The following is a 23456-nucleotide window of genomic DNA, read 5'->3' as shown; positions in this document are numbered from 1 at the left end:
ACTGGCTGAACCGCCGGGCGCGCGCGGGGTTGCCGGCGAAAGTTGACGAGTGACAATCCCTTGCGGGATCATCGACTTGCCCGCGACGATGATCTACGCGTCCGGCCATGGCCGCGCGACATCGCCCGGCCCGCGGGAGCCGGACCATCCGATGACGCACAGCTTCGCCCCGGTGCGCGAGTGGCGGAATGTCGATCGCGCGACGTTCCGGGAGCAGATCGTGCCGCTGCGCCGCCCGGCGATCCTGCGCGGCGTCGCGCGCGCCTGGCCGGCGGTGCAGGCCGGGTGCCGTTCGGCGGAGGCGCTGTGCGCGACGATCGCCGCGACGGATGTCGGGCGGCCGGTCACGACCTTTCTGGGACCGCCGCAGATCAAGGGGCGCTTCTGGTATCAGGACGATCTGCGCGGGGTGAACTACCAGCAGCGGCTGGCGCCGCTCCGCGAGGTACTGGAGGTGTTGTTGCGGGCGAAGGACGAGCCCGCGCCGCCGAGCTTCTATGCCGGCGCGGTGCGGATGTCCGAGCACTGCCCCGACTTCGCGCGCGATCACGTGCTCGACCTGCCGGGCGAGGACGCGGTCGCGCGGCTGTGGATCGGCAACCGCGCCACCGTCTCCACCCATTTCGACATGTCGGAAAATGTGGCCGTCGTGGTCGGCGGGCACCGGCGCTTCACCTTCTTTCCGCCCGAGCAGGTCCGCAACCTGTATGTCGGGCCGTTCGACTTCACGTTCGCGGGGCCGCCGGTCAGCATGGTCGACCTGCGCGATCCGGACCTGGCGCGCTACCCGCGCTTCGCCGAGGCGATGGCGACGGCGCAGGAGGCCGAGCTGGAACCGGGCGACGCGGCCTACATACCCTATATGTGGTGGCATCAGGTCGAGGCGCTGGATGCGGTGAACGTGCTGGTCAATTACTGGTGGGAGCTTCACGGGCGCGACTGGCAGGGGTCGCCGTTCAAGACGCTGATGCATGCGATCATGAACATCCGCGACCTGCCGGAGCGGGAGCGGGAGGTGTGGCGTGCGTGGTTCGACCATTATGTGTTCGGGGCCGGGCATGACGCCGTGGCGCATCTGCCGCCAACGGCGCGCGGCGCGCTGGGCGAGATGACGCCGGACATGGCCGCGAAGGTGAAGCTGTTCCTGATGGACGAATGGCGGCGATAGGCGGTCGGACTGGACAGGGCGTCTTCGGGGCCGTATCGGCCACCGCCGCGCGCGCCTCTTACGGGTTTCCGGCTGCCGCGCTTCTCCGTTCCGAGCCCGCAATCAAGGAGATGTCCACATGGCGTGGCTCATCCTCGGCGTCGCCGTGATCACCGAAATCGTCTGGGCGCTGAGCCTGAAATGGGCAGCGACGCAAGGAAGCTGGATCGCATCGGCGGTGCCGATCACGCTCAGCTTCGTCAACATGGGGTTGCTGGCGCTGGCGATGCGCGGACTGCCGGCGGGCACGGCCTATGCGGTCTGGACCGGGCTGGGTGCGGTCGGCGTCACGATCTTCGGCGTGATCCTGTTCGGCGAGAAGCTGAACCCGGTGCAGATGGGGTTCATCGCGCTCATCATCGTCGGCGTGGTCGGCACGAAGTTCTTCGCAAGCGCCTGACCGGCGTTGCCGTTTGACGGGTGAGACCGTACACGCTGGGCCCGATATGGCTTCCGACCCGACCGTTGCCGTGCCCGACCGGCGCCTTTCGCCCCGTGCGCTCTGGCGGCGGTGGTGGGTGCGCTGGGGCGTCTATCTGCTCGGGCTGCTCGCGGTCGCGCTGGGCGTCTTCTGGCTGGTGTTCGCGCGCGACCTGCCGTCGGTCGAGAAGCTGAAGGCGTATGAGCCGCCGCTGCCGACCAACGTGCGCGGGAGTGACGGCACGCCGATCTATACCTACGCGCGCGAACGGCGCGTCGAGCTGGCGTACAACGAATATCCCCCGCTGCTGGTGAAGGCGTTCCTGGCGGCGGAGGACAAGACCTTTTTCGAGCACCACGGTGTCGACTTCCCCGGGCTGGCGGGCGCGGTGTTCGATTACGCGCGCAAGTTCGGCACCGGCCAGCGCGCGCGCGGCGGATCGACGATCACGCAGCAGGTCGCCAAGAACCTGCTGATCGGCAACGAATATTCCCCGACTCGCAAGATCCGCGAGGCGTTGCTGGCGTACAAGATCGAGGAGACGCTGACCAAGCAGCAGATCATCGAACTGTATCTCAACCAGATCTTCCTGGGTCGCAACGCCTATGGCGTCGAGGCGGCGAGCCACGCCTATTTCGACAAGGAACTGGGCGAGCTGACGCTGGGGCAGCTCGCCTATCTGGCGATCCTGCCCAAGGGGCCGTCCAATTACGATCCGTTCCGCGACACGCAGCGCGCGCTCGACCGGCGCAATTATGTGCTGCGCGAGATGGTCAGCAACGGCTTCGTGACCGCCGCCCAGGCGCGGGCCGCCGCCGCCGAGCCGATCGGCGCGATCACGCGGCGCACGCCGAAGTTCGAGCGCGTCGGCGGCTATTTCGTCGAGGAGGTGCGCCGGCAGCTGATCGACAAGTTCGGCGAGCAGGTCGAGGACGGGCCGCACAGCGTCTATGGCGGCGGGCTTTGGGTGCGCACCTCGCTGGACAAGGATATCCAGCGTTACGCCGCCGAGGCGTTGCGCAACGGGTTGTTGCGGTATGACGCGGGGCGTGGCTGGTCGGGGCCGCTCAGGCATGTCGAAATCGACGGCGAGGCGTGGCAGGGGCCGTTGATCGGCACCAACATCATGCTCGATTATGCCGACTGGCGCGCGGCGATCGCGATCGCGCGGACCAGTGACGGAGGGGGCGACGCATGGCGGCTGGGCTTCGCGGACGGATCGACCGGCACGATGGCGCGCGCCGCCGCGCAGATGCCGGTGCGCGGCGGCACCGCCAGCGCCTTCACCGCGATCAAGCCGGGTGACATCATCGCGGTGGCACCCGCCGGGGCGGGGCGCTTCGCGCTGCGCTCGGTCCCGCGCATCTCCGGCGGGTTCGTGGTGCAGGAGCCCGCGACCGGGCGTATCCTGGCGATGCAGGGCGGATTCGAATCGAGCGTCCAGTCGTTCAACCGCGCGACGCAGGCGTTCCGCCAGCCCGGCTCGACGATCAAGCCGATCGTCTATTCCGCCGCGCTGGAGAACGGCATGACCCCGGCGTCGATCATCATCGACGGCCCGTTCTGCGTCGATCAAGGCGCGCGGCTGGGCAGGAAATGCTTCCGCAACTTCGGCAACATGCGCGGGGCGGGGCCGCACACGATGCGCTGGGGCATCGAACAGTCGCGCAACCTGATGACGGTCCGCACCGCCGCGCAGACCGGCATGGGGCGCGTGGTGAAGCTCATCAAGGCGATGGGCGTTGGCGATTATGCGCCGTACCTGTCCTATGCGCTGGGCGCGGGCGAGACGACCGTGACGAAGATGGTCAATGCGTACGGCGTGCTCGCGAACTGGGGGCGGTGGCATGATCCGTCGCTGATCGACGTGGTGCAGGACCGGCATGGCGCGGTGATCTGGCCCGAGAACTGGCGCGCGTGCGACGGCTGCAACCTGCCCGACTGGAACGGGCGCGCGATGCCGCGTCCGCAGAGCGGCGGGCGGCAGGTGCTGGACGCGATGAGCGCCTATCAGATGGTGCATATCACCGAGGGCGTGATCCAGCGCGGCACCGCGACGGGCCTGCGCGACCTGAACCGCCCGATGTTCGGCAAGACCGGCACCAACAACGGCCCGACGGACGTGTGGTTCATCGGCGGCACGCCGCAGATGATCGCCGGGCTCTACATGGGCTTCGACAGCCCGCGCAGCCTGGGCGGCTATGCGCAGGGCGGGACGGTGGCGGTGCCGGTGTTCAAGGAATGGGCGCTGAAGGCCTATGAGGGGCTGCCCGCGCTGCCGTTCCGCGCGCCGCCGGGGATCCGCATGGTGCGCATCGACCGCGCGTCGGGACGCCCGGTGTTCGGCACCTTCCCGACCGACAACGATCCCAAGCCGGCCGTGATCTGGGAAGCGTTCAAGCCGCAGAGCGAGGCGCGCCGCGCCCGCCGTGGCGGCCCCGCCGCCGCGCCCAGCGCGCGTCCCAGCGCCAGCGCGACGCGCGCGACCGCGAACGATAGCGACTTCTTGCAGAGGCAGGGGGGCATCTACTAAGTCGTCGTCTCAATAATTTTCGTCATCCCGGCGCAAACCGGGATCTCCCGGTTACGAAGCGACGCTTGTGCCGCACGAGATTCCAGCAGTCGCTGGAATGACGTGACCTTGGAGTAATGTTATGCGCGCCGAAGCGCAGGCCCATGTCGATAGCATCAACGAGGCGCTGGCGCTGTTGCGCCGGTTCCTCGACTGGGATCGCGCGCTGCGGCGGCTGGACGAGCTGAACGCGCGCGTCGAGGATCAGGCGCTGTGGAACAACCCCAAGGAGGCGCAGGCGGTCATGCGCGAGCGTCGCCGGCTGGACGAGGCGATCACCGCGACCCGCGATATCGAGCGCGAACTGTCCGATACCGCCGAGCTGATCGAGATGGCCGAGGCCGAGGGCGACGCCGAAATGGCTGACGAGGGTGTCGCGGCGCTCAAGACGCTCGCCGAGCGTGCGCAGGCCGACAAGGTGAAGGCGCTGCTGGCCGGTGAGGCGGATGCCAACGACACCTATCTGGAGATCAACGCGGGCGCGGGCGGGACAGAGAGCCAGGACTGGGCCGGGATGCTGCAGCGCATGTACACGCGCTGGGCCGAGCGGCGCGGCATGAAGGTCGAGCTGATCGACTACCACGCGGGCGAGCAGGCCGGGATCAAGAGCGCGACGCTGCTGATCAAGGGCGAGAACGCGTACGGCTATGCCAAGGTGGAATCGGGCGTGCACCGGCTGGTGCGGATCAGCCCCTATGATTCCGCCGCGCGCCGCCACACCAGCTTTTCAAGCGTGTGGGTCTATCCGGTGATCGACGACAATATCGAGGTCGAGATCAACGAGAGCGAACTGCGCATCGACACCTATCGCGCATCGGGCGCGGGCGGTCAGCACATCAACACCACCGACTCCGCGGTGCGCATCACGCACCTGCCGACCGGCATCGTCGTGCAGTGCCAGAACCAGCGGTCGCAGCACAAGAACAAGGCCGAGGCGTACAACCAGCTCCGCGCGCGCCTGTACGAGCGGGAGCTGGCGGAGCGCGAGGCGGCGGCGAACGCCGAGAACGCCAGCAAGACCGACATCGGCTGGGGCCACCAGATCCGCAGCTATGTGCTCCAGCCCTATCAGCTGGTGAAGGACCTGCGCACCGGCACCACCAGCACGGCGCCGGGCGACGTACTGGACGGCGACCTCGACGAATTCATGGCGGCGGCGCTGTCGCAGCGCGTGACCGGCGAGGCGGTGGTCGTGGAAGACGTCGACTAAGTGCCGCCGCGCGCGCCCCTCGCGCTGACGGCGCTGGCGGTCCTGCTGCTGGCGGGGTGCGACGGGTCGCAGCCGCTGATCAAGCGGCAGGCCAAGGAGCCGGGGCCGTTCCCGGCCGCCGATCGCCCGATCGCCAGCATCGTGTCGCCGCGCTGGTCGACGGAGGAGGCGCGCGACCGGCTGGGCGAGGCGGGGCGGGTGATGGACCTGGCCGATATCCGGCCGGGCATGACCGTCGCCGATCTGGGCGCGGGCGAGGGCTATTACACGATCCGCCTCGCCGCGCGGGTCGGCAAGAACGGACGCGTGCTGGCCGAGGACATCGTCCCGGCGGTGCGCGACGCGCTGGCGGACCGCGTCGCGCGCGAGCGGCTCGACAATGTCAGCGTGCGGCTGGGGATGCCGGCCGATCCGCGGCTGCCGGCCAACAGCTTCGACCGGATCTTCATGGTGCACATGTATCATGAGATCGCGCAGCCTTACGAATTCCTCTGGCGGATGCGGCCGTCGCTGCGCCGCGACGGGCTGGTCGTGGTGGTCGATGCCGATCGCACGACCGAGAACCACGGCACCCCGCCGCGCCTGCTGCGCTGCGAGTTCGAGGCGGTGGGATATGCGCAGGTCGGGTTCCGCGAGTTGCGCTCGGCAGGCGGATACCTGGCGACGTTCCGGGCGGCGGGGCGACGACCCGATCCCGCGGATATTGTGGCGTGCCGGATGGGCGCGAGGTAAAAGTCGTTTAATTTCGAGGCAGCGTTACGTGCGTCGTCGATCGATCGGGGCGTCTGTCGGGAATGAAGGCAGTACCGAGAAGCAGCAGGCTGACGAAGGCCGCCAATATTGCCCCGACGATCAATTGTTGTCGTACGGCGCGTTCGTGCTCATTGGAAACAGGATATGAGATCGCGCGAAGAGCCATGACGATGGCGACGTCCGGCAGGGCAAAGAGCACGATCTCTCCCCGCGATGCGGGTTCATCGGCAAGTATCGTGACCAGCAGTAGCATATTGATCGCCGCTGCCAGCCCAAACGCGATGCGGGGCCATCGCTGGTCCGGATATTCCTGAATGCATTTTGCGACGAATAAGAGGCAGACACCTGCGCAGGTGATCTTGTAGGTCGTATCGAACGGTATCCTCGCAACGTTCTCCAGCGTGATGCCTAAGGCGTCGAACGCGGCGATGCCAAGAAATGCAAAGAAAACCCGCCGAAACCAATGTTTAACGGCATCCCTTGTAGTGTTTTCCATGCTCGCCGCCCTGGATTTTCTGTCCGGCGCAACGGCCTATATCATGATCCCTTCCTGTTGCGCAGATAGGAATTCGGTATGTAATGATCGGACGGTAACGGTTCCGGATTCCCTGCCACCCCGAGGGAAACGGTAACGTGGCTGGCGGCGCGTTACGCTGGTGGCAGTCGCTCTCCCTTCGCGCTACCACCGCGCCCGTGCAGCAATATCTCGACCTCATGCGCCGCGTGCTCGATTCGGGCGCGCGGCAGGACGACCGGACCGGCACCGGGACGCTCAGCGTTTTCGGGCATCAGATGCGCTTCGACCTGGCGCAGGGCTTTCCGGTCCTGACGACCAAGAAGCTCCACCTGCGCTCGATCATCGTCGAGCTGTTGTGGTTCCTGCGCGGCGATACCAACGTGCGCTGGTTGCAGGAGCGCAAGGTCAGCATCTGGGACGAATGGGCGGATGCCGACGGCGATCTCGGCCCCGTATACGGCAAGCAATGGCGCGACTGGGTGGCGGCGGACGGGCGGCATATCGACCAGATCACGGCATTGGTGGAGGAAATCCGCACGAAGCCGGCGTCGCGACGGCAGATCGTGACCGCCTGGAACCCCGGCGAACTGCACGCCATGGCGCTGTCGCCGTGCCATTGCCTGTTCCAGACGCATGTCGCCAATGGCAAACTGTCGCTGCAACTCTATCAGCGGTCGGCCGACATCTTCCTGGGCGTGCCGTTCAATATCGCCAGCTACGCGCTGCTGACCCACATGCTGGCGCAGCAATGCGACCTGGAAGTCGGCGACTTCATCTGGACTGGCGGCGATTGCCACCTGTACCTGAACCATCTGGAACAGGCCGAGATGCAGCTCGCGCGGACGCCCACCGCGCTGCCGCGACTGGAGATCGCGCGGCGGCCGGCCTCGATCGACGCCTATGCGCCGGAGGATTTCGTGCTGCGCGGCTATGAAGCGCAGCCGCATATCAGGGCGGCGGTATCGATCTGACCGTCCCGGCAGCGCGCCGGGTTATCGCGTGGCTTTTGCGCTGCAACAATCGGCCGCGTAACTGGTTTCGCAGCCATGACGAACTTCAGTCGACGAGATGCGATGCTGGCGACGGGCGCGGCGGCGCTATGGCCGGCACTGGCGAAGGCCCGGCCCCGCACCGGCGTCGCCGCGCCCTTTTCCTGGGTGCTGCTCCAGCAGCAGGCGCAGGCGCTGGCGAAGCAGCCGTATCGCGCGCCGCAGCCGGTGAAGGCGGCCGAGGCGCTCGATTACGATGCGGTCGGCGGCATCCGCTATCGCCCCGACAGGACGCTGGCGGGGGGCATCCGCCCGTTCCCGCTCGGCAAATATGCGCCGGTGCCGGTGACGCTCAACATCGTCGAGAACGGACGCGCGACGCCGGTCGATTACACGCCTGCGCTGTTCGAAACGAAGCCCGGCGTCACTCCGGCGCCGGGCTTTGCGGGGTTCCGCGTGATGGAGCCGGGCCGCGAGAGCGACTGGCTGGCGTATATGGGCGCGTCCTATTTCCGGTCGGCGGGGTCGCAGGACCAATATGGCCTGTCCGCGCGCGGGATCGCGGTCGATACGGGGCTGGAGAAGGAACAGTTTCCGACCTTCACGCACTTCTGGATCGAGGCGATCGGCGGGGGCGGCTATACGATCTACGCCCTGCTGGATGGGGAAAGCCTGACGGGCGCGTTCCGGTTCGTGTCGCGGCACCCGGGGGCCGTGGTGCAGGACGTATCGTCGGTGCTGTTCCTGCGCCGGCCGGTCGCGCGGTTGGGCATCGCGCCGGCGACCAGCATGTTCTGGTACGACGATCGTAGTCAGAAAGGGGCCAGCGACTGGCGTCCCGAAATCCATGACTCCGACGGACTGGCGATGTGGACCGCCGGTGGCGAGCGCATCTGGCGCCCGCTGCGCAATCCGGCGCAGCCGACGACCGACAGCTTCGCCGCCGATGACGTGCGGGCGTTCGGGCTGCTCCAGCGCGATCGCCAGTTCGACCATTATCAGGACGACGGGGCGTTCTATGATCGCCGCGCCAACCTCTGGATCGAGCCGAAGGGGCAGTGGGGCGACGGCCGCGTGATGCTCTACGCCTTCCCTACCGGCGGCGAGACGACCGACAATGTGGTGTGCTTCTGGACGCCGGCCCGGCCGGTGCAGGCCGGGGAGCGGCTGGCGTTCGATTACCGGCTGACCTGGGGATCGGACGATCCCAGTCTCGCGAATGTGGCACATGTCGTCGATACGTGGATCGGTAGCGCCGGGCGCCCCGGCGGACCGGTGACGGCGGGCGCGGTGAAGCTGGTCGTGGATGTCGCCGGCGACAATCTGGCGGGGTTGACCCGCGACAGCGGGGTACGCGCCGACATCGGGGTGACGCGCGGCAAAGTGCTGGAAAGCGCCGCCTATCCGGTTGTCGGGCAGCGCAATCGCTGGCGTGTCACCGCCGATATCGCGCCGGAGGGCAACGGCCCGGCCGATGTGCGGCTGTACCTGAAGCGGGGTGACGCGGCGCTCAGCGAGACGTTGCTCCTGCCGCTGTACGGCGCATGACCGACACGCCGCCGCGCCTGCCGGCGGCCGCGCCGATCGACATGCCCGAGCAGCGGTTCGACGGGCCGCCGCCGCCTGGCCGCGCGCCGGAGCCGTTCGACGGGGCGATCGGATCGTCCACCGACCTGTTCGCACGGCGCGCGATCCTGGTGCTGCTCACGCTGGCGCTGGCGCTCGCGGCGTCGACCACGCTGAAGGAATCGGTGCTGGAGGACGGTCTGGCGGTCAGCGACATGCTGTTGCTGACGGTGTTCTTCCCGCTGTTCGCGTTGCTGGCGTTCGGGTTCGTCAATGCGGTGGTCGGATACATCGTGCTCGCCACCGGGCTGCACCCCGGCTTCACGCCGATGCCGCGCTGGTCGGAACCGTTGCAGGGCCGCACCGCGATCCTGATGCCGGTCCACAATGAGGATATCGGCGAGGTGTGCGGGCGGCTGGCGACAATGGCCGACGCACTGGCACGGGCGGGCACCGAGCGGGCGTTCGACATCTTCATCCTGAGCGATTCCGGCGCCGGACACGAGGCGGAGGAAGTCGCGGCATGGCGGGTGCTGGCGGCGCGCAGCGCCTGCGCGATCTACTACCGGCGGCGCAGCGAGAATATCGGGCGCAAGCCGGGCAATATCGCCGACTGGCTGCGCGCGCATGGCGGCGCCTATGACTATATGCTGATGCTCGACGCCGACAGCCTGATGGGCGGCGACACGATCGTCGGCATGGCGCAGATCATGGACCGGCGTCCGGCGGTGGCGCTGCTCCAGACGGTGCCGCAGGTGATCGGCGCGACGACCTTGTTCCAGCGCTGGATGCAATTCTCCAGCCGCATCTACGGCCCGGCCGCCACGGCGGGGCTGGTATGGTGGTCGGGCGCGGAGGCGACCTTCTGGGGGCATAACGCGCTGATCCGCATTCGTGCCTTCGCCGAGAGTTGCGGATTGCCGGCACTGCCGGGGCAACCGCCGTTCGGCGGCACGATCATGAGCCATGACGTGGTGGAGGCGGCACTGCTGCGACGGCGCGGCTGGCGCGTCCATATGGTGATGACCGAAGAGACGTTCGAGGAATATCCGCCGACGCTGATCGACGCGGCCGTGCGCGACCGGCGCTGGGCGCAGGGCAATCTCCAGCATCTGGGGCTGCTCGGCGCGTCCGGCTTCCATTGGGTCAACCGGCTGCAACTGCTGCTGGGCGCGGCCGGCTATCTGGCATCGCCGTTGTGGCTGCTGCTGATCGTGGTCAGCGTCGCGCAGGCGGTGCGCGGGGAGGCGGGGCTGATGTCCGGCGATCCGTCCGGCATCGTGCTGGGAACGACGCTGGCGCTGTTGTTCGGGCCGAAGCTGCTGGGGGTGATCCATGCGCTGGCGGATGCGCGGCGGCGGCGGTCGCTGGGCGGCGGCTGGGGTATTCTGCGCTCGATCCTGATCGACGTGCCGCTGTCGACGCTGGCCGCCCCCGCGATCGCGGTCACGCAGACGATCGACCTGATCGGCATCACGCGCCAGCGCAAGGCCGAGTGGCAACCGCAGAACCGGCGGGGCGACAGTCTGGCGATGGCGGCGATCCTGCCGCGCTATCGCTGGCACATGGTGCTCGGCATCGTCCTGCTGGCGCTGTCGCCGCTTATGCCGACCGCCGCGCTCTGGCTGTCCCCGGTCACGGCCGGGCTGCTGTTGTCACCGCTGATCGTGCAATGGACCGCCAGCGAGCGCTGGGGACGGCGGCTGGCGAAGCGGGGCATCTTCGTCACCGATGCTCCGGCCGGGACAGAGCATTGTGCGCCGGCCTCCGTCACCGGCTGACCCGGTTCGTTCCGGGCATGAAAAAGGGGGCGGCGACGCTGGCGTCGCTGCCCCCTTTTCCGTGGCTCACAACAGCTTAGTTGCTGTCCGAGTTGTCGCCATCGTCAGCGATGATGACGATGCCCGCGATCACCGCGGCAGCCGCGACGGCGGCGACGATCAGACCGCCACCGGCCAGTTCGTTCTTCTTCGCGGTCGGAGCCGACGCGCGCGCCGCCTTGGCGACCGACAGGCTGGCAGCCGAATTCACCGGAGCCGCAACCGCCGGAACGGTGGCGAGCGAGGCGACCGCGGCCGCCATCAGAAACTTCTTCATAGTCCATCTCCCTCGAAGGTCTCCGGCTACTCTCATGCCGCGCCGCATCATGCAACGGCAGTAATATTACAATGCGACGGATCGGGGTGGAAGCCGGGCCGCGGGAGCGTCAGGCGGCGAACTGGTTCATGGTGTTGTGGATTCCGCCCGCCTTCAGTGCCGCCTCCCCGGCGAAATAGTCCTTGTGATCGTCGCCGATGTCGCTGCCCGACATATTCTGGTGCCGGACGCAGGCGATCCCTTCGCGGATCTCGCGCCGCTGCACGCCCCGCACATAGCCGAGCATGCCCTGTTCGCCGAAATAATCGCGGGCGAGCAGATCGGTGCTGAGCGCCGCGGTGTGATAGGTCGGCAGCGTGATGAGATGGTGGAAGATGCCGGCGCGCGCGGCGGCATCGCGCTGGAACGTGCGGATGCGCTCGTCGGCCTCCGCCGCCAGTTCGCTGTCGTCATAGGCCGCATCCATCAGGCGCGCGCGATCGTAGCCCGCGACGTCGCGCCCTTCCGCTGCCCAGCGGTCGTAGGCCTGCTGGCGGAAGTTGAGCGTCCAGTTGAAGCTGGGCGAGTTGTTGTAGATCAGCTTCGCGTCGGGCACCTCCGCACGGATGCGGTCGACCATCCCGGCGATCTGCGCGATGTCGGGGCGCTCGGTTTCGATCCACAGCAGGTCCGCGCCGTTGCGCAGCGCGGTGACGCAATCGAGGACGCACCGATCCTCGCCGGTACCGGCGCGGAACTGGAACAGGTTCGATGCCAGCCGTTTCGGACGCAGCAGCTGCCCGTCGCGTTCGATCAGCACGTCACCGCGCCCGGCATTCTCCACCGGTTCGGCATCGAGGAACGCGTTATACTGGTCGCCCAGGTCGCCGGGTTCGCGCGAATAGGCGATCTGCTTGGTCAGCCCCGCGCCCAGCGAGTCCGTCCGGGCGACGATGATTCCGTCATCGACGCCGAGTTCGAGGAAAGCGTAGCGGCACGCACGGATCTTCGCGAGGAAGTCCTCGTGCGGCACCGTGACCTTGCCGTCCTGATGCCCGCACTGCTTCTCGTCGGACACCTGATTCTCGATCTGGAGCGCACAGGCGCCCGCCTCGATCATCTTCCTGGCCAGCAGGTAGGTCGCCTCGGCATTGCCGAAACCGGCGTCGATGTCGGCGATGATCGGAACGACGTGGCTTTCATACTGGTCGACCGCATGGATCAGCCGCTGCGCCTCCACTTCGTTGCCGCTGGCGCGTGCCTTGTCGATGTCGCGGAACATCAGGCCCAGTTCGCGGGCGTCGGCCTGTTTGAGGAAGGTGTACAACTCCTCGATCAGCGCCGGGACGCTGGTCTTTTCATGCATCGACTGGTCGGGCAGCGGGCCGAATTCGCTGCGCAGCGCGGCGACCATCCAGCCCGACAGGTACAGGTACCGCCCCCTGGTGGTGCCGAAATGCTTGCGGATGCTGATGATCTTCTGTTGTGCGATGAAACCGTGCCAGCAGCCCAGCGACTGGGTGTAGGCCGCCGGATCGGCGTCATAGGCGGCCATGTCGCGGCGCATCACCGCCGCGGTATGCCGTGCGATGTCCAGCCCGGTCCGGAAGCGATTCTGCAACCGCATCCGCGCCACCGCTTCCGGCCGGATGCCGTCCCACGCCGGGCCGCCTCGCGTCACCAGCCGGTCGGCGGCGATGACGGTGTCCTGATAGCTCATGACCGATCCTTCCTTCGTGCGCGTGCGGGTCAGCCCAGTCGGCCGAGACGGTGGTACAGGCTGGAGAATTTGGACGAACGCGGGTCGTCGGCGATCTGCCGGACGTAGTGGGCGACCGCCTCCTTCATCAGCCCGAAATCCTCGGTCGAGAAGACCGCGCGGCTGCGTTGCGGTTCGGTGTTCGGCATGATGACGGCTCCTTCGCTGCTGGGGTGATGCCGTCATCGTACGAGCGCGATTGCGTGTTTCGTCACAAAATCACGGAAGATTGATGTCGTGCCGTCCGTTGCGGCATGGTAAAGGGTGTCGTTCTGTAAAGTTCTTGACAGAAGGCGAGGATGAGCCGGGACAAATTGTTCGCGGGACATGCGGTGCGTCGGCTGCGGCGTCGCCACGGAATGACGCAGGCGGCGATGGCCGAACTGCTCGCGATTTCGCCCAGCTATCTGAACCTGATCGAGCGCAACCAGCGCGCGATCCCCGCCGGGCTGCTGGTGACGCTCGCCGACCGGTTCGACTTCGATCCGCGCGTGCTGGCGGCGGGTGAGCCCGGTGGCGGGGCGGAGGCGATCCGTCGACGGCTGGCGGATCCGCTTTTCGCCGATCTGGAGGTCGATCGGAGCGAGGTGGAGGAATGGCTGGCCGCCGCGCCCGGCGGTGCGGAGGCGTTCGCGCGCGCCTTCGATCGCGGCGCCGGCGGTGGCGGGGCGACCGCGCCGCTGCCGGACGATCCGGCGGCGACGGTGCGTCGCGAGATCGAGCGCTGGCGCAACCACTTTCCCGATCTGGACGCCGCGGCCGAGGCGCTGGCCGACGAACTCCGGCTGGTCGGCGCGGACCTGTACGGGGCGCTGGTGGAGCGGCTGCGCGTCCGGCACGGACTGGCGATCCGCATCCTGCCGGTCGAGGCGCTGCCCGGCCAACTCCGTCGGCTCGACCTGCACGCCCGGCAATTGCAACTCGCCGAGCGGCTCGCGCCATGGTCGCGGACCTTTGCGCTGGCGGTGCAATGCGGGCTGCTGGAGGCGCGTACCGAGATCGACGCGCTCGCGCGGGGGGCCGCACTGGACCGGGTGGCGGAGCGATTGTTCCGCCGGCACCTCGCCAGCTATTTCGCTGCCGCCGTGATGATGCCCTACGCCCGATTCATGCGCGCGTGCGAGGCCAGCGGCTATGATCTGGAGGTGCTGCAACGCCGGTTCGGCGCGGGGCTGGAGCAGGTCGCGCACCGGCTGACCACCTTGCAGCGCGTCGGGGCACGGGGGTTGCCGTTCTTCCTGTTGCGCATCGACCGCTCCGGTCAGGCGTCGAAGCGCTTCACCGGCGCCAGCAATACGCCGCTGCTCGCGGGCGAGGGACGGTGCCCGCTCTGGCGGATCCACCATGCCTTCGATCGATCGGGCAGCGTCGTGCCGCAGGTGCTGGAACTGGAGGACGGCACGCGCTGGTTCACGATGGCGGCAGCGGTGACGGGTGCGGCGGTCGGGGCGGGGGCGAACCGGGTCGAGAGCGCCTTCGCGCTCGCACTCGGGGTGCCGGCGGAGGTGGCGGGCGGTCTGGCCGCTGCCCGGGGGCTGGATCTCACCGGGCCGGCGACGCCGGTCGGGCCCGGCTGTCGCGCCTGCCACCGTGCCGATTGTCCGCAGCGCTCCGCGCCGCCGGGCGGCCGCGCGCTGCTGATCAACGACCGCGAACGCGCCGTCTCGGGATGGACGTTCGCGGGCGATTGAGCGCCGGGCCTACTTCTTCGCGGTGCCCGGTTCGGCCATGTTGCGGTGCTGGTGCGCGGTCACTTCCGGCGGCAGGATATGCGCGGCGGCGACCTGCAGCTTGTTCTTCCAGCCCGAGACGATCGAATGCTTGCCCGCCATCAGCGCGTCCCAGCCGTCCTGCGCCACCTTGGCCGGATCGGACTTCGTATCGGAGGTGCCGACATCGGTGTCCATCATGTCGGCACGGTCGAAGAATTCGGTATCGACCGGGCCGGGCATCAGCGTGGTGAGGGTGATCCCCTCATGATCCTTCAATTCGTCGCGCAAGGCATCGGTGAAGGAGTCCACGAACGCCTTGGTGCCGTTGTAGACCGCCTGGAAGCTTCCCGGGATGAACCCGGCGATCGAACCGGTGACCAGCACCTTGCCCTGATGCCGCTCGGTCATCTGGCGCAGCACCTTCTGGAGCAGATAGAGCGTGCCGGTGATGTTGGTGTCGACCACGCGCCGCCAGTCGGCGACATCCTGATCTAGGAACGCGCGGCCCAGCCCCTTGCCGGCATTAGCGCAGAGCAGGTCGATCGGGCGGTCTCCGGCAGCGGCGAGCAATGTGTCGACGCCCTCGATCGTGGAGAGATCGGCTTCGACCGACTGCACCTGTGTGCCGAATTGTTTGAAGTCGGCAGCGGCGGCGTCGATCAGCGGTTCGTCGGCGACGACCAGGATGTCGTAGCCGTTCTGCGCCGCGAGCGTGGCGAGTTCGAAGCCGATGCCGGTCGAGGCGCCGGTGATGATGGCGAAGGGGTTGGGCATAACCTAATCCTTTTGCTGATCCGTTCGTGCTGAGGAGGCATTGAGCCTGTCGAAAGGCCGTCTCGAAGCATCGGTCCTTCGAGACGAGGCTTCGACAAGCTCAGCCTCTCCTCAGGACGAACGGTGCGTGAGCGGCGAGAACGCTTACATCCCCGGTTTCAGCACGATCTTCGTCACCTCGTTCTGCTCGTCGTGGAACATGCGATACCCCTCCGGCCCCTGTTCCAGCGGCAGGCGGTGCGAGATGAGGAAGGTCGTGTCGATCTTCTCCTCGAGGATCGCGGTCAGCAGCGGCTTGAGGTAGCGCTGGACGTGGGTTTGCCCGGTCTTGAGCGTCAGGCCCTTTTCCATGAACGCGCCCAGCGGCCATTTGTCGACGAACCCGCCATAGACCGCCGGCATCGACACGCGACCGCCCTTGCGGCAGGCGATGATCGCCTGACGATTGGCGTGCGCGCGGTCGGTGCCGGTGAAGGTCGAGACCTTGATCTGGTCGAGAACGTTGTCGACGAAGAAGCCGTGTGCTTCCAGCCCGACGCTGTCGATCACCGCGTCGGGGCCGATCCCGCCGGTCATCACCATCAGCGCCTCATAGACCGCGCTTTCCTCGAAATTGATCGTCTCTGCGCCGAACTTCGCCGCCAGTTTCAGGCGGTTGGGGAAATGGTCGATCGCGATCACGCGCTCGGCTCCCAGCAGGAACGCCGACTGGATCGCGAACAGTCCGACCGGGCCGCAGCCCCAGACGGCGACCGTATCGCCCGGTTCGATGTCGGCATTCTCCGCCGCCATCCAGCCGGTCGGCAGGATGTCCGACAGGAACAGCACCTTCTCGTCCTCGACGCCGTCGGGAATGACGATCGGGCCGACGTCGCTGAACGGCACGCGGACATATTCCGCCTGCCCGCCCGCATAGCCGCCGGTCATGTGGCTGTAGCCGAACAGCCCGGCCATCGGCTGGCCATAGAGTTCCTGCGCGATATCCTGATTGTCGGCGGGCAGGCCGTTGTCGCAGGCGGAGAATTGCTGCTTCGTGCAATGATAGCAGCTGCCGCACGAGATGGTGAAGGGAACGACGACGCGCTGGCCCTTCTTCAGCGTCGATTTCGCGCCGACCTCGACCACCTCGCCCATAAATTCATGGCCCAGGATGTCGCCCGACTGCATTGTCGGGATGTAGCCGTCGTACAGGTGGAGGTCCGAGCCGCAGATCGCGGTGGACGTCACCTTGATGATGCAGTCGCGCGGATTGACGATGCCGGGATCGTCGACGGTGTCGACGCGCACGTCATGCTTGCCGTGCCAGGCGATGGCTTTCACAGCCCCATCTCCTCGAATTGTTTCGCGTTCATCGCCGGGGTGGCGATCTCGCCGGTTTCCAGCAATTGCTTGAAGCGGCGCAGGTCGCGGCGCGCCTGAATGGCGGGCTCGCGCTGGAACATCTTGGCGATCACCTTGCCGATCACGCCGCCGGGCGGATCATAGTCGATGGTTACGACCACCACCGTCCCGCGCGCACCGGCGTCGCGGAAGGTGACATGGCCGCGATTGGGCACCTCCGCACCCGGTTCGCTTTCCCAGGCGAGCGATTTTCCCGGCACTTCCTCGGTGATGCGTGCGTCCCATTCGACGCTGCCCTTCATGGGCGCCTTCACCACCCAGTGCGAGCGGCGCTCGTCCAGCACGTCGATGCGGACGACATTCTCCATGAAGGAGGGCCAGGCAGCGAAGTCGCGGAAGCGGGAATAGACCTCGTCGACGGGCAAATTGATCGTCACCGCGCGCGCGGCGAGCCCGGTCGGCTTGTCGTTCTTGGTGGCGGCAAGAGGGGCGTCATCGGCCATGTCGGCTCCTTTCCTGTCGCGCGGTCAATGGCTGGTCGGGTGAGGGCGTTCCGAAGAAAAACCAGCGGCTTGATGTGGGTCAGTCAGGTTGGCCTTACCGTCATCCCCGCGCAGGCGGGGATCCAGACGCGCAGGTTTCCGCGTGAGCCGGCACGTCAGAGGTTCTGGATTCCCGCCTGCGCGGGAATGACGGCAAGGGCGGGGGGTTACGGATTACCCTTGCCGCCATGCGCACCGACGGCGGTGCCGGTGGAGAAGCTGGTGCCGTCCTCCGCCAGCGCGACGTACAGCGGCGCCAGTTCCGCCGGCTGGCCCGCGCGGCCGAGCGGCGTGTACTGCCCGAACTCGCCCATCGTGCCCGGCAATTGGCCGCCCGCGACCTGCAACGGCGTCCAGATCGGACCGGGCGCGACCATGTTGACGCGAATGCCTTTCTTCGCGAGCTGCTTGGCCAGCCCCTTGGTGAAGATCAGGATCGCGCCCTTGGTGCTGGCGTAATCGAGCAACTCCTCACCGGGATCGTAGCTGTTGACCGAGCCGGTGTTGATGATGACCGACCCGGCCGGCATCGACGGGATCGCGGCCTTGCAGATGCGGAACATGGCGAAGATGTTCGTCTCGAAGGTGCGGACCATCTGTTCGTCGGTAATCTCCGAAATGTCGGCCTTGCTTTGCTGATAGGCGGCGTTGTTGACCAGCAGGTCCAGCCCGCCCAATTGCCGCACCGCGTCCGTCACCAGCTTCGTGCACGCCTTTTCGGTGCGGATGTCGGCGGGGAGCAGCACCGCCTTGCGCCCGGCCTGTTCGATCAGCGCCTTGACCTCTCGCGCGTCGGGTTCCTCGGTGGGATAGTAGTTGATCGCCACGTCCGCGCCCTCGCGGGCGAAGGCGATCGCGGCGGCGCGGCCGATGCCGCTGTCGCCGCCCGTCACCAGCGCCTTGCGGCCGGCGAGCCGCCCCGAGCCGCGATAGCTGGTTTCGCCGCTGTCGGGGCGCGGGGTCATCTTGCCCTGAAGCGCGGGCCAAGGCTGGCGTTGTTCGGGGAAGGGCTGGCTGGTGTATTTGGTGCGCGGGTCGCGAAGCTGTGCGGGGGCGGCGGTGCCGGTCTGCGCGGCGGCGGCGCCCGGCGCGAGGCCGAGTCCGGCGGCGGCGGCCGCCCCGCCCAGGATCGTGCGGCGCGTGGTGCCTTGGTCGTCCATTTCGCTGTTCTCCCGAGGGTTTTCGCCCGAACGGGTGAGCGCGGCGCTGTGTCCGTGCCGACGCGAATGTTGCGAATGTTGAGACGATAGCGGGGGCAAGGCGAATGTTGAGACCGACGATGTCAAAGAGCCGAACGGATCATATCACCGGTCGCGTGCCGTAGGACAGATCGCTGGTCAGGGGCCATTGACCGCCAGTTCCGCCAGCCACGCCGCAGCCGTGCCGTCAGAGGGCGCGCGCCAGTCGCCGCGTGGGGACAGTGCGCCGCCGGCCGATACCTTCGGCCCGTTGGGGATCGCCGACCGCTTGAACTGGCTGGTCTGGAAGAAGCGCACGAGAAAGCGTTCCAGCCACGTCCTGATCGTCTCCAGATCATAGGCGGTGCGGGCCGTCTCCGGATAACCGAGCGGCCAGCGGCCCGCGCTGGCGTCGTGCCATGCGTGCCAGGCGAGGAAGGCGATCTTCGAGGGCGCGAGGCCGTGGCGGATCACGTAATGCGCGAAGAAGTCGTTGAGCGCGTATGGACCGATCTTGCTCTCGGTGCTCTGCATCTCCTCGCCGGGGACCAGTTCGGGGCTGATCTCCTGACCCAGGATCGCTTCCAGCACCGCGTCGGTTTCGCGATCATATTGATCGGTGCCGATCGCCCAGCGGATCAGGAACTGGATCAGCGTCTTGGGCACGCCCGCGTTGACGGCGTAATGGCTCATCTGGTCGCCGACGCCATAGGTGCACCAGCCGAGCGCCAGTTCGCTGAGGTCGCCGGTGCCGACGACGATCCCGTCGCGCTGGTTGGCGATGCGGAACAGATAATCGGTGCGCAGCCCCGCCTGCACATTCTCGAACGTGACGTCATAGACCGGCTCGCCGCGCCCGAACGGATGGCCCATGTCCTCCAGCATCCGCGTCGCGGCGGGGCGGATGTCGATCTCCTCGGCGGTGATGCCGAGCGCGCGCATCAGCTTCCACGCATTGCCCTTCGTCCCCTCGCTGGTCGCGAAGCCTGGCATGGTGATGCCGAGGATGTCGGTGCGTGGGCGGTCGAGCCGGTCGAGCGCCTTGGCGGCGACGATCAGCGCATGGGTGCTGTCCAGCCCGCCCGACACGCCGATCACCAGTCGCTTCGCGCGCGCGGCGACGAGGCGCTTGGCGATCCCCTCGACCTGAATGTTGAAGGCTTCGTAGCAATCCTCGTCCAGCTTGCCGGGCGTGTTGGGTACGAACGGGAAGCGGCGTAGCTCGCGGTGGAGGCCGACGTCGGCGAAGTCGGGCCGGTGCGCGAAGGCGATGCGGCGGAAGCGGGTTTCAGGGTGACCGGCGTGGATCGCGGCGTCATTGAAGGTGCCGTTGCGCAGCCGTTCCTGCACCAGCCGTTCGGCATCCACGTCGGCGATGATCAGACCGGGGTCGTGCGAGAATCGTTCCGACTGCGCCAGCAGTTCGCCGAGTTCGTGGATCGTCCCCTGACCATCCCATGCGAGGTCGGTGGTGCTCTCCCCCGGCCCGGCGGCGGAATAGACATAGGCGCAGGCGGCGCGCGCGGATTGCGAGGCGGACAGCATCATCCGCTCCCGCGACTTGCCGATAACGACGTTGGAGGCGGACAGGTTCGCGCAGATCAGCGCCCCCGCCAGCGCGCCGTGGGTCGAGGGCGGGGTGGGCGCCCAGTAATCCTCGCAGATTTCCGCATGGAAGACGAAGTGCGGCAGGTCGCTGGCGGCGAAGATCAGGTCGGCGCCGAACGGGACTTCTTCGCCGTTCAGCGCCATCGTCAGGCCGGCGAGGCCCATGCCGCTCGCGAACCAGCGCTTCTCGTAATATTCGCGATAATTGGGGAGGAAGGTCTTCGGCACCACGCCCAGCACGCGGCCGCGCGCGATGGCGATGGCGCAATTGTACAGCCGGCCGCCACGCTCCAGTGCGGCGCCGACCAGCAGCACCGGGCGCAGATCGGCGCTCGCCGCCGCGACCGCCGCCACCGCCTGCAGGGTCGCGCGCTGCAGGGCGGATTGCAGGTGCAGGTCGTCGATGGCGTAACTGCTGAGGTTCAGTTCGGGAAAGACGACCAGATCGACCGCCGCCTCATCCGCCTGTCGCGCGATCGCGATCGTCGCCGCCGCGTTCGCGGCCGGATCACCGACGGTCGCCAGCGGTGTCGCGGCGGCGACCCGCAAGAGGCCGTGGTGGTGAATGGAGCGGAAGGCCGGGTTCATGACCGCCGGGATACCGATGAAATTCCGGCTTTGCCAACTGTTCCAAATTCGCAGCCTGTATTAGACCGGCTGTCGATGAACTTGCCATTTTCTTCCGCGTCCCGGGCCGAATCGCCGTTCGCGCGTGGAGGAGAGGTCGGACGGCTGCTGCGGGACGCAGACTGGTCGCGGTCGCCGCTGGGCCCGCCGGAGCACTGGCCGCGCGCCTTGCACGACACGCTGCGCCTGTTGTTGCCGGCGGGAGCGCAGATCGTGCTGTTCTGGGGCGCGGAGCGGCTGGTCTTCTATAACGACGCCTATTCCACGCTGTTGCACGACCGGCATCCCGCCGCGCTGGCGCAGCCCGCCGACGTGCGCTGGCACCGCGCCTGGACCGAGGTCGCGGCGATGGTCGACCGCGTCTTCGAAACCTCCGAGACGCTGTCGGCCAGCAACCGCCGGTTCGACATCGAGCGTGACGGGCAGCATATCGCGCTGCATTTCGACCTGTCGCTGTCGGCGGTGATGCTGGACGACGGCAGCGTGGGCGGCGTGCTGGGCATCATCTCCGACATGACGGAGCGGATGCAGACCGTCGAACGGCTGGCGGACGAGCGCGGCCGGCTGCGGCAGATGTTCGATCATACGCCGGGCTTCATCGCGGTCCTGCGCGTCCCGGACTATGTGATCGAGCTGGCCAACCTGACCTATCGCCGGATGACCGGCGACCGTCCGCTGGTCGGGCGACGCTATGCCGAGGTGTTGCCGGAGGTCGCGGCGCAGGGCTTCATCGCCCGGCTGGACGAGGTGGTGCGCACCCGCGAGCCGTTCCATGGGACCGACATGCCCGTCAGGTTGCCGACCGGCACCCCCGGCGTCACGCGCGATTATTGGATCGACTTCGTCTGCCAGCCGATCGTCGACGAGCGGAATGTCGTGACCTCGATCTTCATCGAGGGCATCGATCGCACCGAGCGCCATCATGCCGAGGTGGCGCTGGCGCGAAGCCGCGCCTTTCTGGAACAGGCGACCGAGGCCGGGGAGGTGGCGACGTGGGACTATGACATGCGCGCCGACCGCTTCCATTGTTCGCAACGCGGGCTGACGATGCTGAATCTGCCGGCGGACGTGTCGCCGCAGTCGCTGGCCGGGTTCGTCACCCTGATCCATCCCGAGGACCGTCCGGCGATGAGCGCGTCGTTCCAGGCGACGATCGATCCGGTGGTGCGCGCGCGCTTCGACGTCGAATATCGCGTGCTCCCGGCCGCCGGCGCGGACATGCGCTGGTTGCTGACACGGGGACGCGGCATCTTCGAGGCGGATCGCTGCGTCCGCGTGATCGGCACGCTGGTCGACGTGACCGCCCGCAAGTTGCAGGCGGAGGCGCGCCGCGAGAGCGAGGAGCGGTTCCGCCTGATCGCCGACAGCCTGCCGGCGCTGGTGTGGATGACCGAGCCGGACGGGCGGGTGTCCTTCGCCAGCAAGGGGTTCGAGACGATCCTGGGCGTGCCGGTCGAACGGATCGTCGAACGGGGCTGGCAGGATCTGCTGCGGCCGGGCTTCCACGATCCATCCGCCCTGCAGGCGGACGGGTGGTTGCGCCACGCGGCCGGAGCGGACGGCGACTATCCGCTGATGACCGATAATGGCGAGGAGCGCTGGTTCCACGTCGAGGCGCGCCCGCGTTTCGTCGGTGAGACCTTCCAGGGCTATACCAGCTGCGCGATCGACGTCACCGAGGCGCATCTGGCGGGCGAGCGGCTGGAGGCGCGCGTGGCGGAGCGGACCGCCGAGCTGACGCGTCAGATCGCCGAACGCGAGCGGGTCGAGGAAACGCTGCACCAGATGCAGCGGCTGGAGGCGATCGGGCAATTGACGTCGGGCGTCGCGCACGATTTCAACAATCTGCTGACGGTCGTGCTGGGCAATGTCGATGCGCTGACCGCGGCCGCGCAGGACGAACGCGTCCGGCAGCGGCTGGAGCATGTCCGCATCGCCGCCGAGCGGGGCGCGACGCTGACCTCGCAATTGCTGGCCTTCTCGCGCCGTCAGCGGCTGGAGGCCAAGGTGGTCGACCTGAACGAGACGGTCGGCGGGCTGACCGAGTTGCTGGCCAGCACCCTGGGACGGTCGATCGCGATCGCGACGCGGCTGGACGCGGAAGTGTGGCCCGCGCTGGTCGATCCGACGCAGATCGAGCTGATCATCCTCAACCTGGCGATCAACGCGCGCGACGCCATGCCCGGCGGCGGCACGCTGACCGTCTCCACCGCCAACGTCACCTGCGACGCGCCGGGATCCCCCGAGGAGCCGCCGCCCGGCGACTACGTGCGCGTCGCGGTGACCGATACCGGCACCGGCATGTCGGAGGCGGTGCTGGCACGCGTGTTCGAGCCGTTCTTCACCACCAAGGAGGTCGGCAAGGGTTCCGGACTGGGGCTGGCGCAGGTCTATGGCTTCGCCAAGCAATCGGGCGGCGGGGTACGGATCGAAAGCGTCGAGGGGCAGGGGACGGTGGTCAGCGTATTCCTGCCGCGTGCGGCGCGCGTCGCGGCGACGGCGGCGGAGCCGGCACAGCCCCCCCCGTCGATGTCCGTGGCGGGGCGCACGGTGCTGGTGCTGGACGACGAGGATCGCGTGCGCGCGATCGCGGCCGAGGCGCTG

Annotated in this window: 19 protein-coding genes; 10 read left to right on the top strand and 9 right to left on the bottom strand. The window is 67.8% G+C overall.

The window, feature by feature from the left end:
• Nucleotides 1-88 precede the first annotated feature (88 nt).
• From NS334_RS15160 to NS334_RS15140, 5 genes are all read left to right on the top strand, one after another.
• Nucleotides 89-1168: a cupin-like domain-containing protein gene (locus tag NS334_RS15160; protein ID WP_058756797.1), complete on the top strand. Its 1080-nt coding sequence runs from the start codon at nucleotides 89-91 to the stop codon at nucleotides 1166-1168.
• Between the two features lie 118 nt (nucleotides 1169-1286).
• Nucleotides 1287-1607, top strand: a complete 321-nt coding sequence (locus tag NS334_RS15155; RefSeq protein ID WP_058756796.1) for a DMT family transporter — start codon at nucleotides 1287-1289, stop codon at nucleotides 1605-1607.
• A gap of 46 nt (nucleotides 1608-1653) precedes the next feature.
• On the top strand, nucleotides 1654-4161 hold the full coding sequence (locus NS334_RS15150; protein WP_058756795.1) for a penicillin-binding protein 1A: 2508 nt from the start codon (nucleotides 1654-1656) through the stop codon (nucleotides 4159-4161).
• Between the two features lie 121 nt (nucleotides 4162-4282).
• On the top strand, nucleotides 4283-5410 hold the full coding sequence (gene prfB / locus NS334_RS15145; RefSeq protein ID WP_058756794.1) for a peptide chain release factor 2: 1128 nt from the start codon (nucleotides 4283-4285) through the stop codon (nucleotides 5408-5410).
• Nucleotides 5411-6142 (top strand): class I SAM-dependent methyltransferase, encoded by a 732-nt coding sequence (locus NS334_RS15140; RefSeq protein WP_058756793.1) that lies wholly within the window; start codon nucleotides 5411-5413, stop codon nucleotides 6140-6142.
• Nucleotides 6143-6149: 7 nt separating this feature from the next.
• Here NS334_RS15140 and NS334_RS15135 read toward each other — a convergent pair whose 3' ends face one another.
• Nucleotides 6150-6659, bottom strand: a complete 510-nt coding sequence (locus NS334_RS15135; protein ID WP_058756792.1) for a hypothetical protein — start codon at nucleotides 6657-6659, stop codon at nucleotides 6150-6152.
• A gap of 197 nt (nucleotides 6660-6856) precedes the next feature.
• Here NS334_RS15135 and NS334_RS15130 point away from each other — a divergent pair, with 197 nt between their 5' ends.
• The 3 genes from NS334_RS15130 (at nucleotide 6857) to mdoH (ending at nucleotide 11016) form a co-directional block, all read left to right on the top strand.
• Nucleotides 6857-7651: a thymidylate synthase gene (locus NS334_RS15130; protein ID WP_083500523.1), complete on the top strand. Its 795-nt coding sequence runs from the start codon at nucleotides 6857-6859 to the stop codon at nucleotides 7649-7651.
• A gap of 75 nt (nucleotides 7652-7726) precedes the next feature.
• On the top strand, nucleotides 7727-9217 hold the full coding sequence (locus NS334_RS15125) for a glucan biosynthesis protein (RefSeq protein ID WP_058756791.1): 1491 nt from the start codon (nucleotides 7727-7729) through the stop codon (nucleotides 9215-9217).
• Nucleotides 9214-11016 carry a glucans biosynthesis glucosyltransferase MdoH gene (mdoH, locus tag NS334_RS15120; protein ID WP_058756790.1) on the top strand — a complete coding sequence of 601 codons (1803 nt, stop codon included), beginning with the start codon at nucleotides 9214-9216 and terminating at the stop codon, nucleotides 11014-11016. Before NS334_RS15125 ends, mdoH begins: the two co-directional genes overlap by 4 nt.
• A 76-nt stretch (nucleotides 11017-11092) precedes the next feature.
• Here the strand turns inward: mdoH and NS334_RS15115 are convergent, their stop codons facing one another.
• From NS334_RS15115 to NS334_RS18725, 3 genes are all read right to left on the bottom strand, one after another.
• The gene (locus NS334_RS15115) at nucleotides 11093-11332 is read right to left on the bottom strand and encodes a hypothetical protein (protein WP_241491983.1); all 240 of its coding nucleotides are present in this window, start codon (nucleotides 11330-11332) and stop codon (nucleotides 11093-11095) included.
• A 109-nt stretch (nucleotides 11333-11441) separates the two neighbouring features.
• The gene (locus tag NS334_RS15110; RefSeq protein ID WP_058756789.1) at nucleotides 11442-13031 is read right to left on the bottom strand and encodes an isocitrate lyase; all 1590 of its coding nucleotides are present in this window, start codon (nucleotides 13029-13031) and stop codon (nucleotides 11442-11444) included.
• 29 nt (nucleotides 13032-13060) lie between these two features.
• Nucleotides 13061-13219, bottom strand: coding sequence for a hypothetical protein (locus NS334_RS18725; protein WP_193753120.1), 159 nt, complete (start codon nucleotides 13217-13219; stop codon nucleotides 13061-13063).
• Between the two features lie 150 nt (nucleotides 13220-13369).
• Between NS334_RS18725 and NS334_RS15105 the strand changes: the two genes are divergently transcribed.
• Nucleotides 13370-14761 carry a helix-turn-helix domain-containing protein gene (locus tag NS334_RS15105; protein WP_058756788.1) on the top strand — a complete coding sequence of 464 codons (1392 nt, stop codon included), beginning with the start codon at nucleotides 13370-13372 and terminating at the stop codon, nucleotides 14759-14761.
• Nucleotides 14762-14770: 9 nt separating this feature from the next.
• Here the strand turns inward: NS334_RS15105 and NS334_RS15100 are convergent, their stop codons facing one another.
• The 5 genes from NS334_RS15100 to NS334_RS15080 all read right to left on the bottom strand — a co-directional run bounded on the left by NS334_RS15100 (nucleotide 14771) and on the right by NS334_RS15080 (nucleotide 20813).
• A complete protein-coding gene (locus tag NS334_RS15100) occupies nucleotides 14771-15556 on the bottom strand; it encodes an SDR family NAD(P)-dependent oxidoreductase (protein ID WP_058756787.1) in 786 nt (261 codons plus the stop codon).
• A gap of 144 nt (nucleotides 15557-15700) precedes the next feature.
• The gene (locus NS334_RS15095) at nucleotides 15701-16876 is read right to left on the bottom strand and encodes a zinc-dependent alcohol dehydrogenase (RefSeq protein WP_058756786.1); all 1176 of its coding nucleotides are present in this window, start codon (nucleotides 16874-16876) and stop codon (nucleotides 15701-15703) included.
• On the bottom strand, nucleotides 16873-17400 hold the full coding sequence (locus NS334_RS15090) for an SRPBCC family protein (protein WP_058756785.1): 528 nt from the start codon (nucleotides 17398-17400) through the stop codon (nucleotides 16873-16875). The genes NS334_RS15095 and NS334_RS15090 overlap by 4 nt, the downstream gene beginning before the upstream one ends.
• A 206-nt stretch (nucleotides 17401-17606) precedes the next feature.
• A complete protein-coding gene (locus NS334_RS15085; RefSeq protein WP_058756784.1) occupies nucleotides 17607-18599 on the bottom strand; it encodes an SDR family oxidoreductase in 993 nt (330 codons plus the stop codon).
• Nucleotides 18600-18776: 177 nt separating this feature from the next.
• Nucleotides 18777-20813 carry an NAD(+) synthase gene (locus NS334_RS15080; protein WP_058756783.1) on the bottom strand — a complete coding sequence of 679 codons (2037 nt, stop codon included), beginning with the start codon at nucleotides 20811-20813 and terminating at the stop codon, nucleotides 18777-18779.
• 207 nt (nucleotides 20814-21020) lie between these two features.
• Here NS334_RS15080 and NS334_RS15075 point away from each other — a divergent pair.
• Nucleotides 21021-23456 (top strand): PAS domain-containing protein (locus NS334_RS15075; protein WP_058756782.1); only part of this gene is annotated, 2436 nt, incomplete at its 3' end.

Source organism: Sphingomonas endophytica (assembly GCF_001476895.1).
In the GTDB taxonomy this organism is placed as follows: Bacteria; Pseudomonadota; Alphaproteobacteria; order Sphingomonadales; family Sphingomonadaceae; genus Sphingomonas; species Sphingomonas endophytica_A.
This window is presented reverse-complemented; position numbering and strand designations above follow the sequence as displayed.

Excerpts from the sequence above, each read along its gene's own strand:
- NS334_RS18725 (WP_193753120.1), bottom strand. The coding sequence starts at position 13,219 with ATGCCGAACACCGAACCGCAACGCAGCCGCGCGGTCTTCTCGACCGAG.
- NS334_RS15080 (WP_058756783.1), bottom strand. The coding sequence starts at position 20,813 with ATGAACCCGGCCTTCCGCTCCATTCACCACCACGGCCTCTTGCGGGTC.
- NS334_RS15100 (WP_058756787.1), bottom strand. The coding sequence starts at position 15,556 with ATGCCCAACCCCTTCGCCATCATCACCGGCGCCTCGACCGGCATCGGC.
- NS334_RS15155 (WP_058756796.1), top strand. The coding sequence starts at position 1,287 with ATGGCGTGGCTCATCCTCGGCGTCGCCGTGATCACCGAAATCGTCTGG.
- NS334_RS15115 (WP_241491983.1), bottom strand. The coding sequence starts at position 11,332 with ATGAAGAAGTTTCTGATGGCGGCCGCGGTCGCCTCGCTCGCCACCGTT.
- NS334_RS15150 (WP_058756795.1), top strand. The coding sequence starts at position 1,654 with ATGGCTTCCGACCCGACCGTTGCCGTGCCCGACCGGCGCCTTTCGCCC.
- NS334_RS15135 (WP_058756792.1), bottom strand. The coding sequence starts at position 6,659 with ATGGAAAACACTACAAGGGATGCCGTTAAACATTGGTTTCGGCGGGTT.
- NS334_RS15090 (WP_058756785.1), bottom strand. The coding sequence starts at position 17,400 with ATGGCCGATGACGCCCCTCTTGCCGCCACCAAGAACGACAAGCCGACC.
- NS334_RS15160 (WP_058756797.1), top strand. The coding sequence starts at position 89 with ATGATCTACGCGTCCGGCCATGGCCGCGCGACATCGCCCGGCCCGCGG.
- mdoH (WP_058756790.1), top strand. The coding sequence starts at position 9,214 with ATGACCGACACGCCGCCGCGCCTGCCGGCGGCCGCGCCGATCGACATG.
- NS334_RS15085 (WP_058756784.1), bottom strand. The coding sequence starts at position 18,599 with ATGGACGACCAAGGCACCACGCGCCGCACGATCCTGGGCGGGGCGGCC.
- NS334_RS15110 (WP_058756789.1), bottom strand. The coding sequence starts at position 13,031 with ATGAGCTATCAGGACACCGTCATCGCCGCCGACCGGCTGGTGACGCGA.
- NS334_RS15125 (WP_058756791.1), top strand. The coding sequence starts at position 7,727 with ATGACGAACTTCAGTCGACGAGATGCGATGCTGGCGACGGGCGCGGCG.
- prfB (WP_058756794.1), top strand. The coding sequence starts at position 4,283 with ATGCGCGCCGAAGCGCAGGCCCATGTCGATAGCATCAACGAGGCGCTG.
- NS334_RS15105 (WP_058756788.1), top strand. The coding sequence starts at position 13,370 with ATGAGCCGGGACAAATTGTTCGCGGGACATGCGGTGCGTCGGCTGCGG.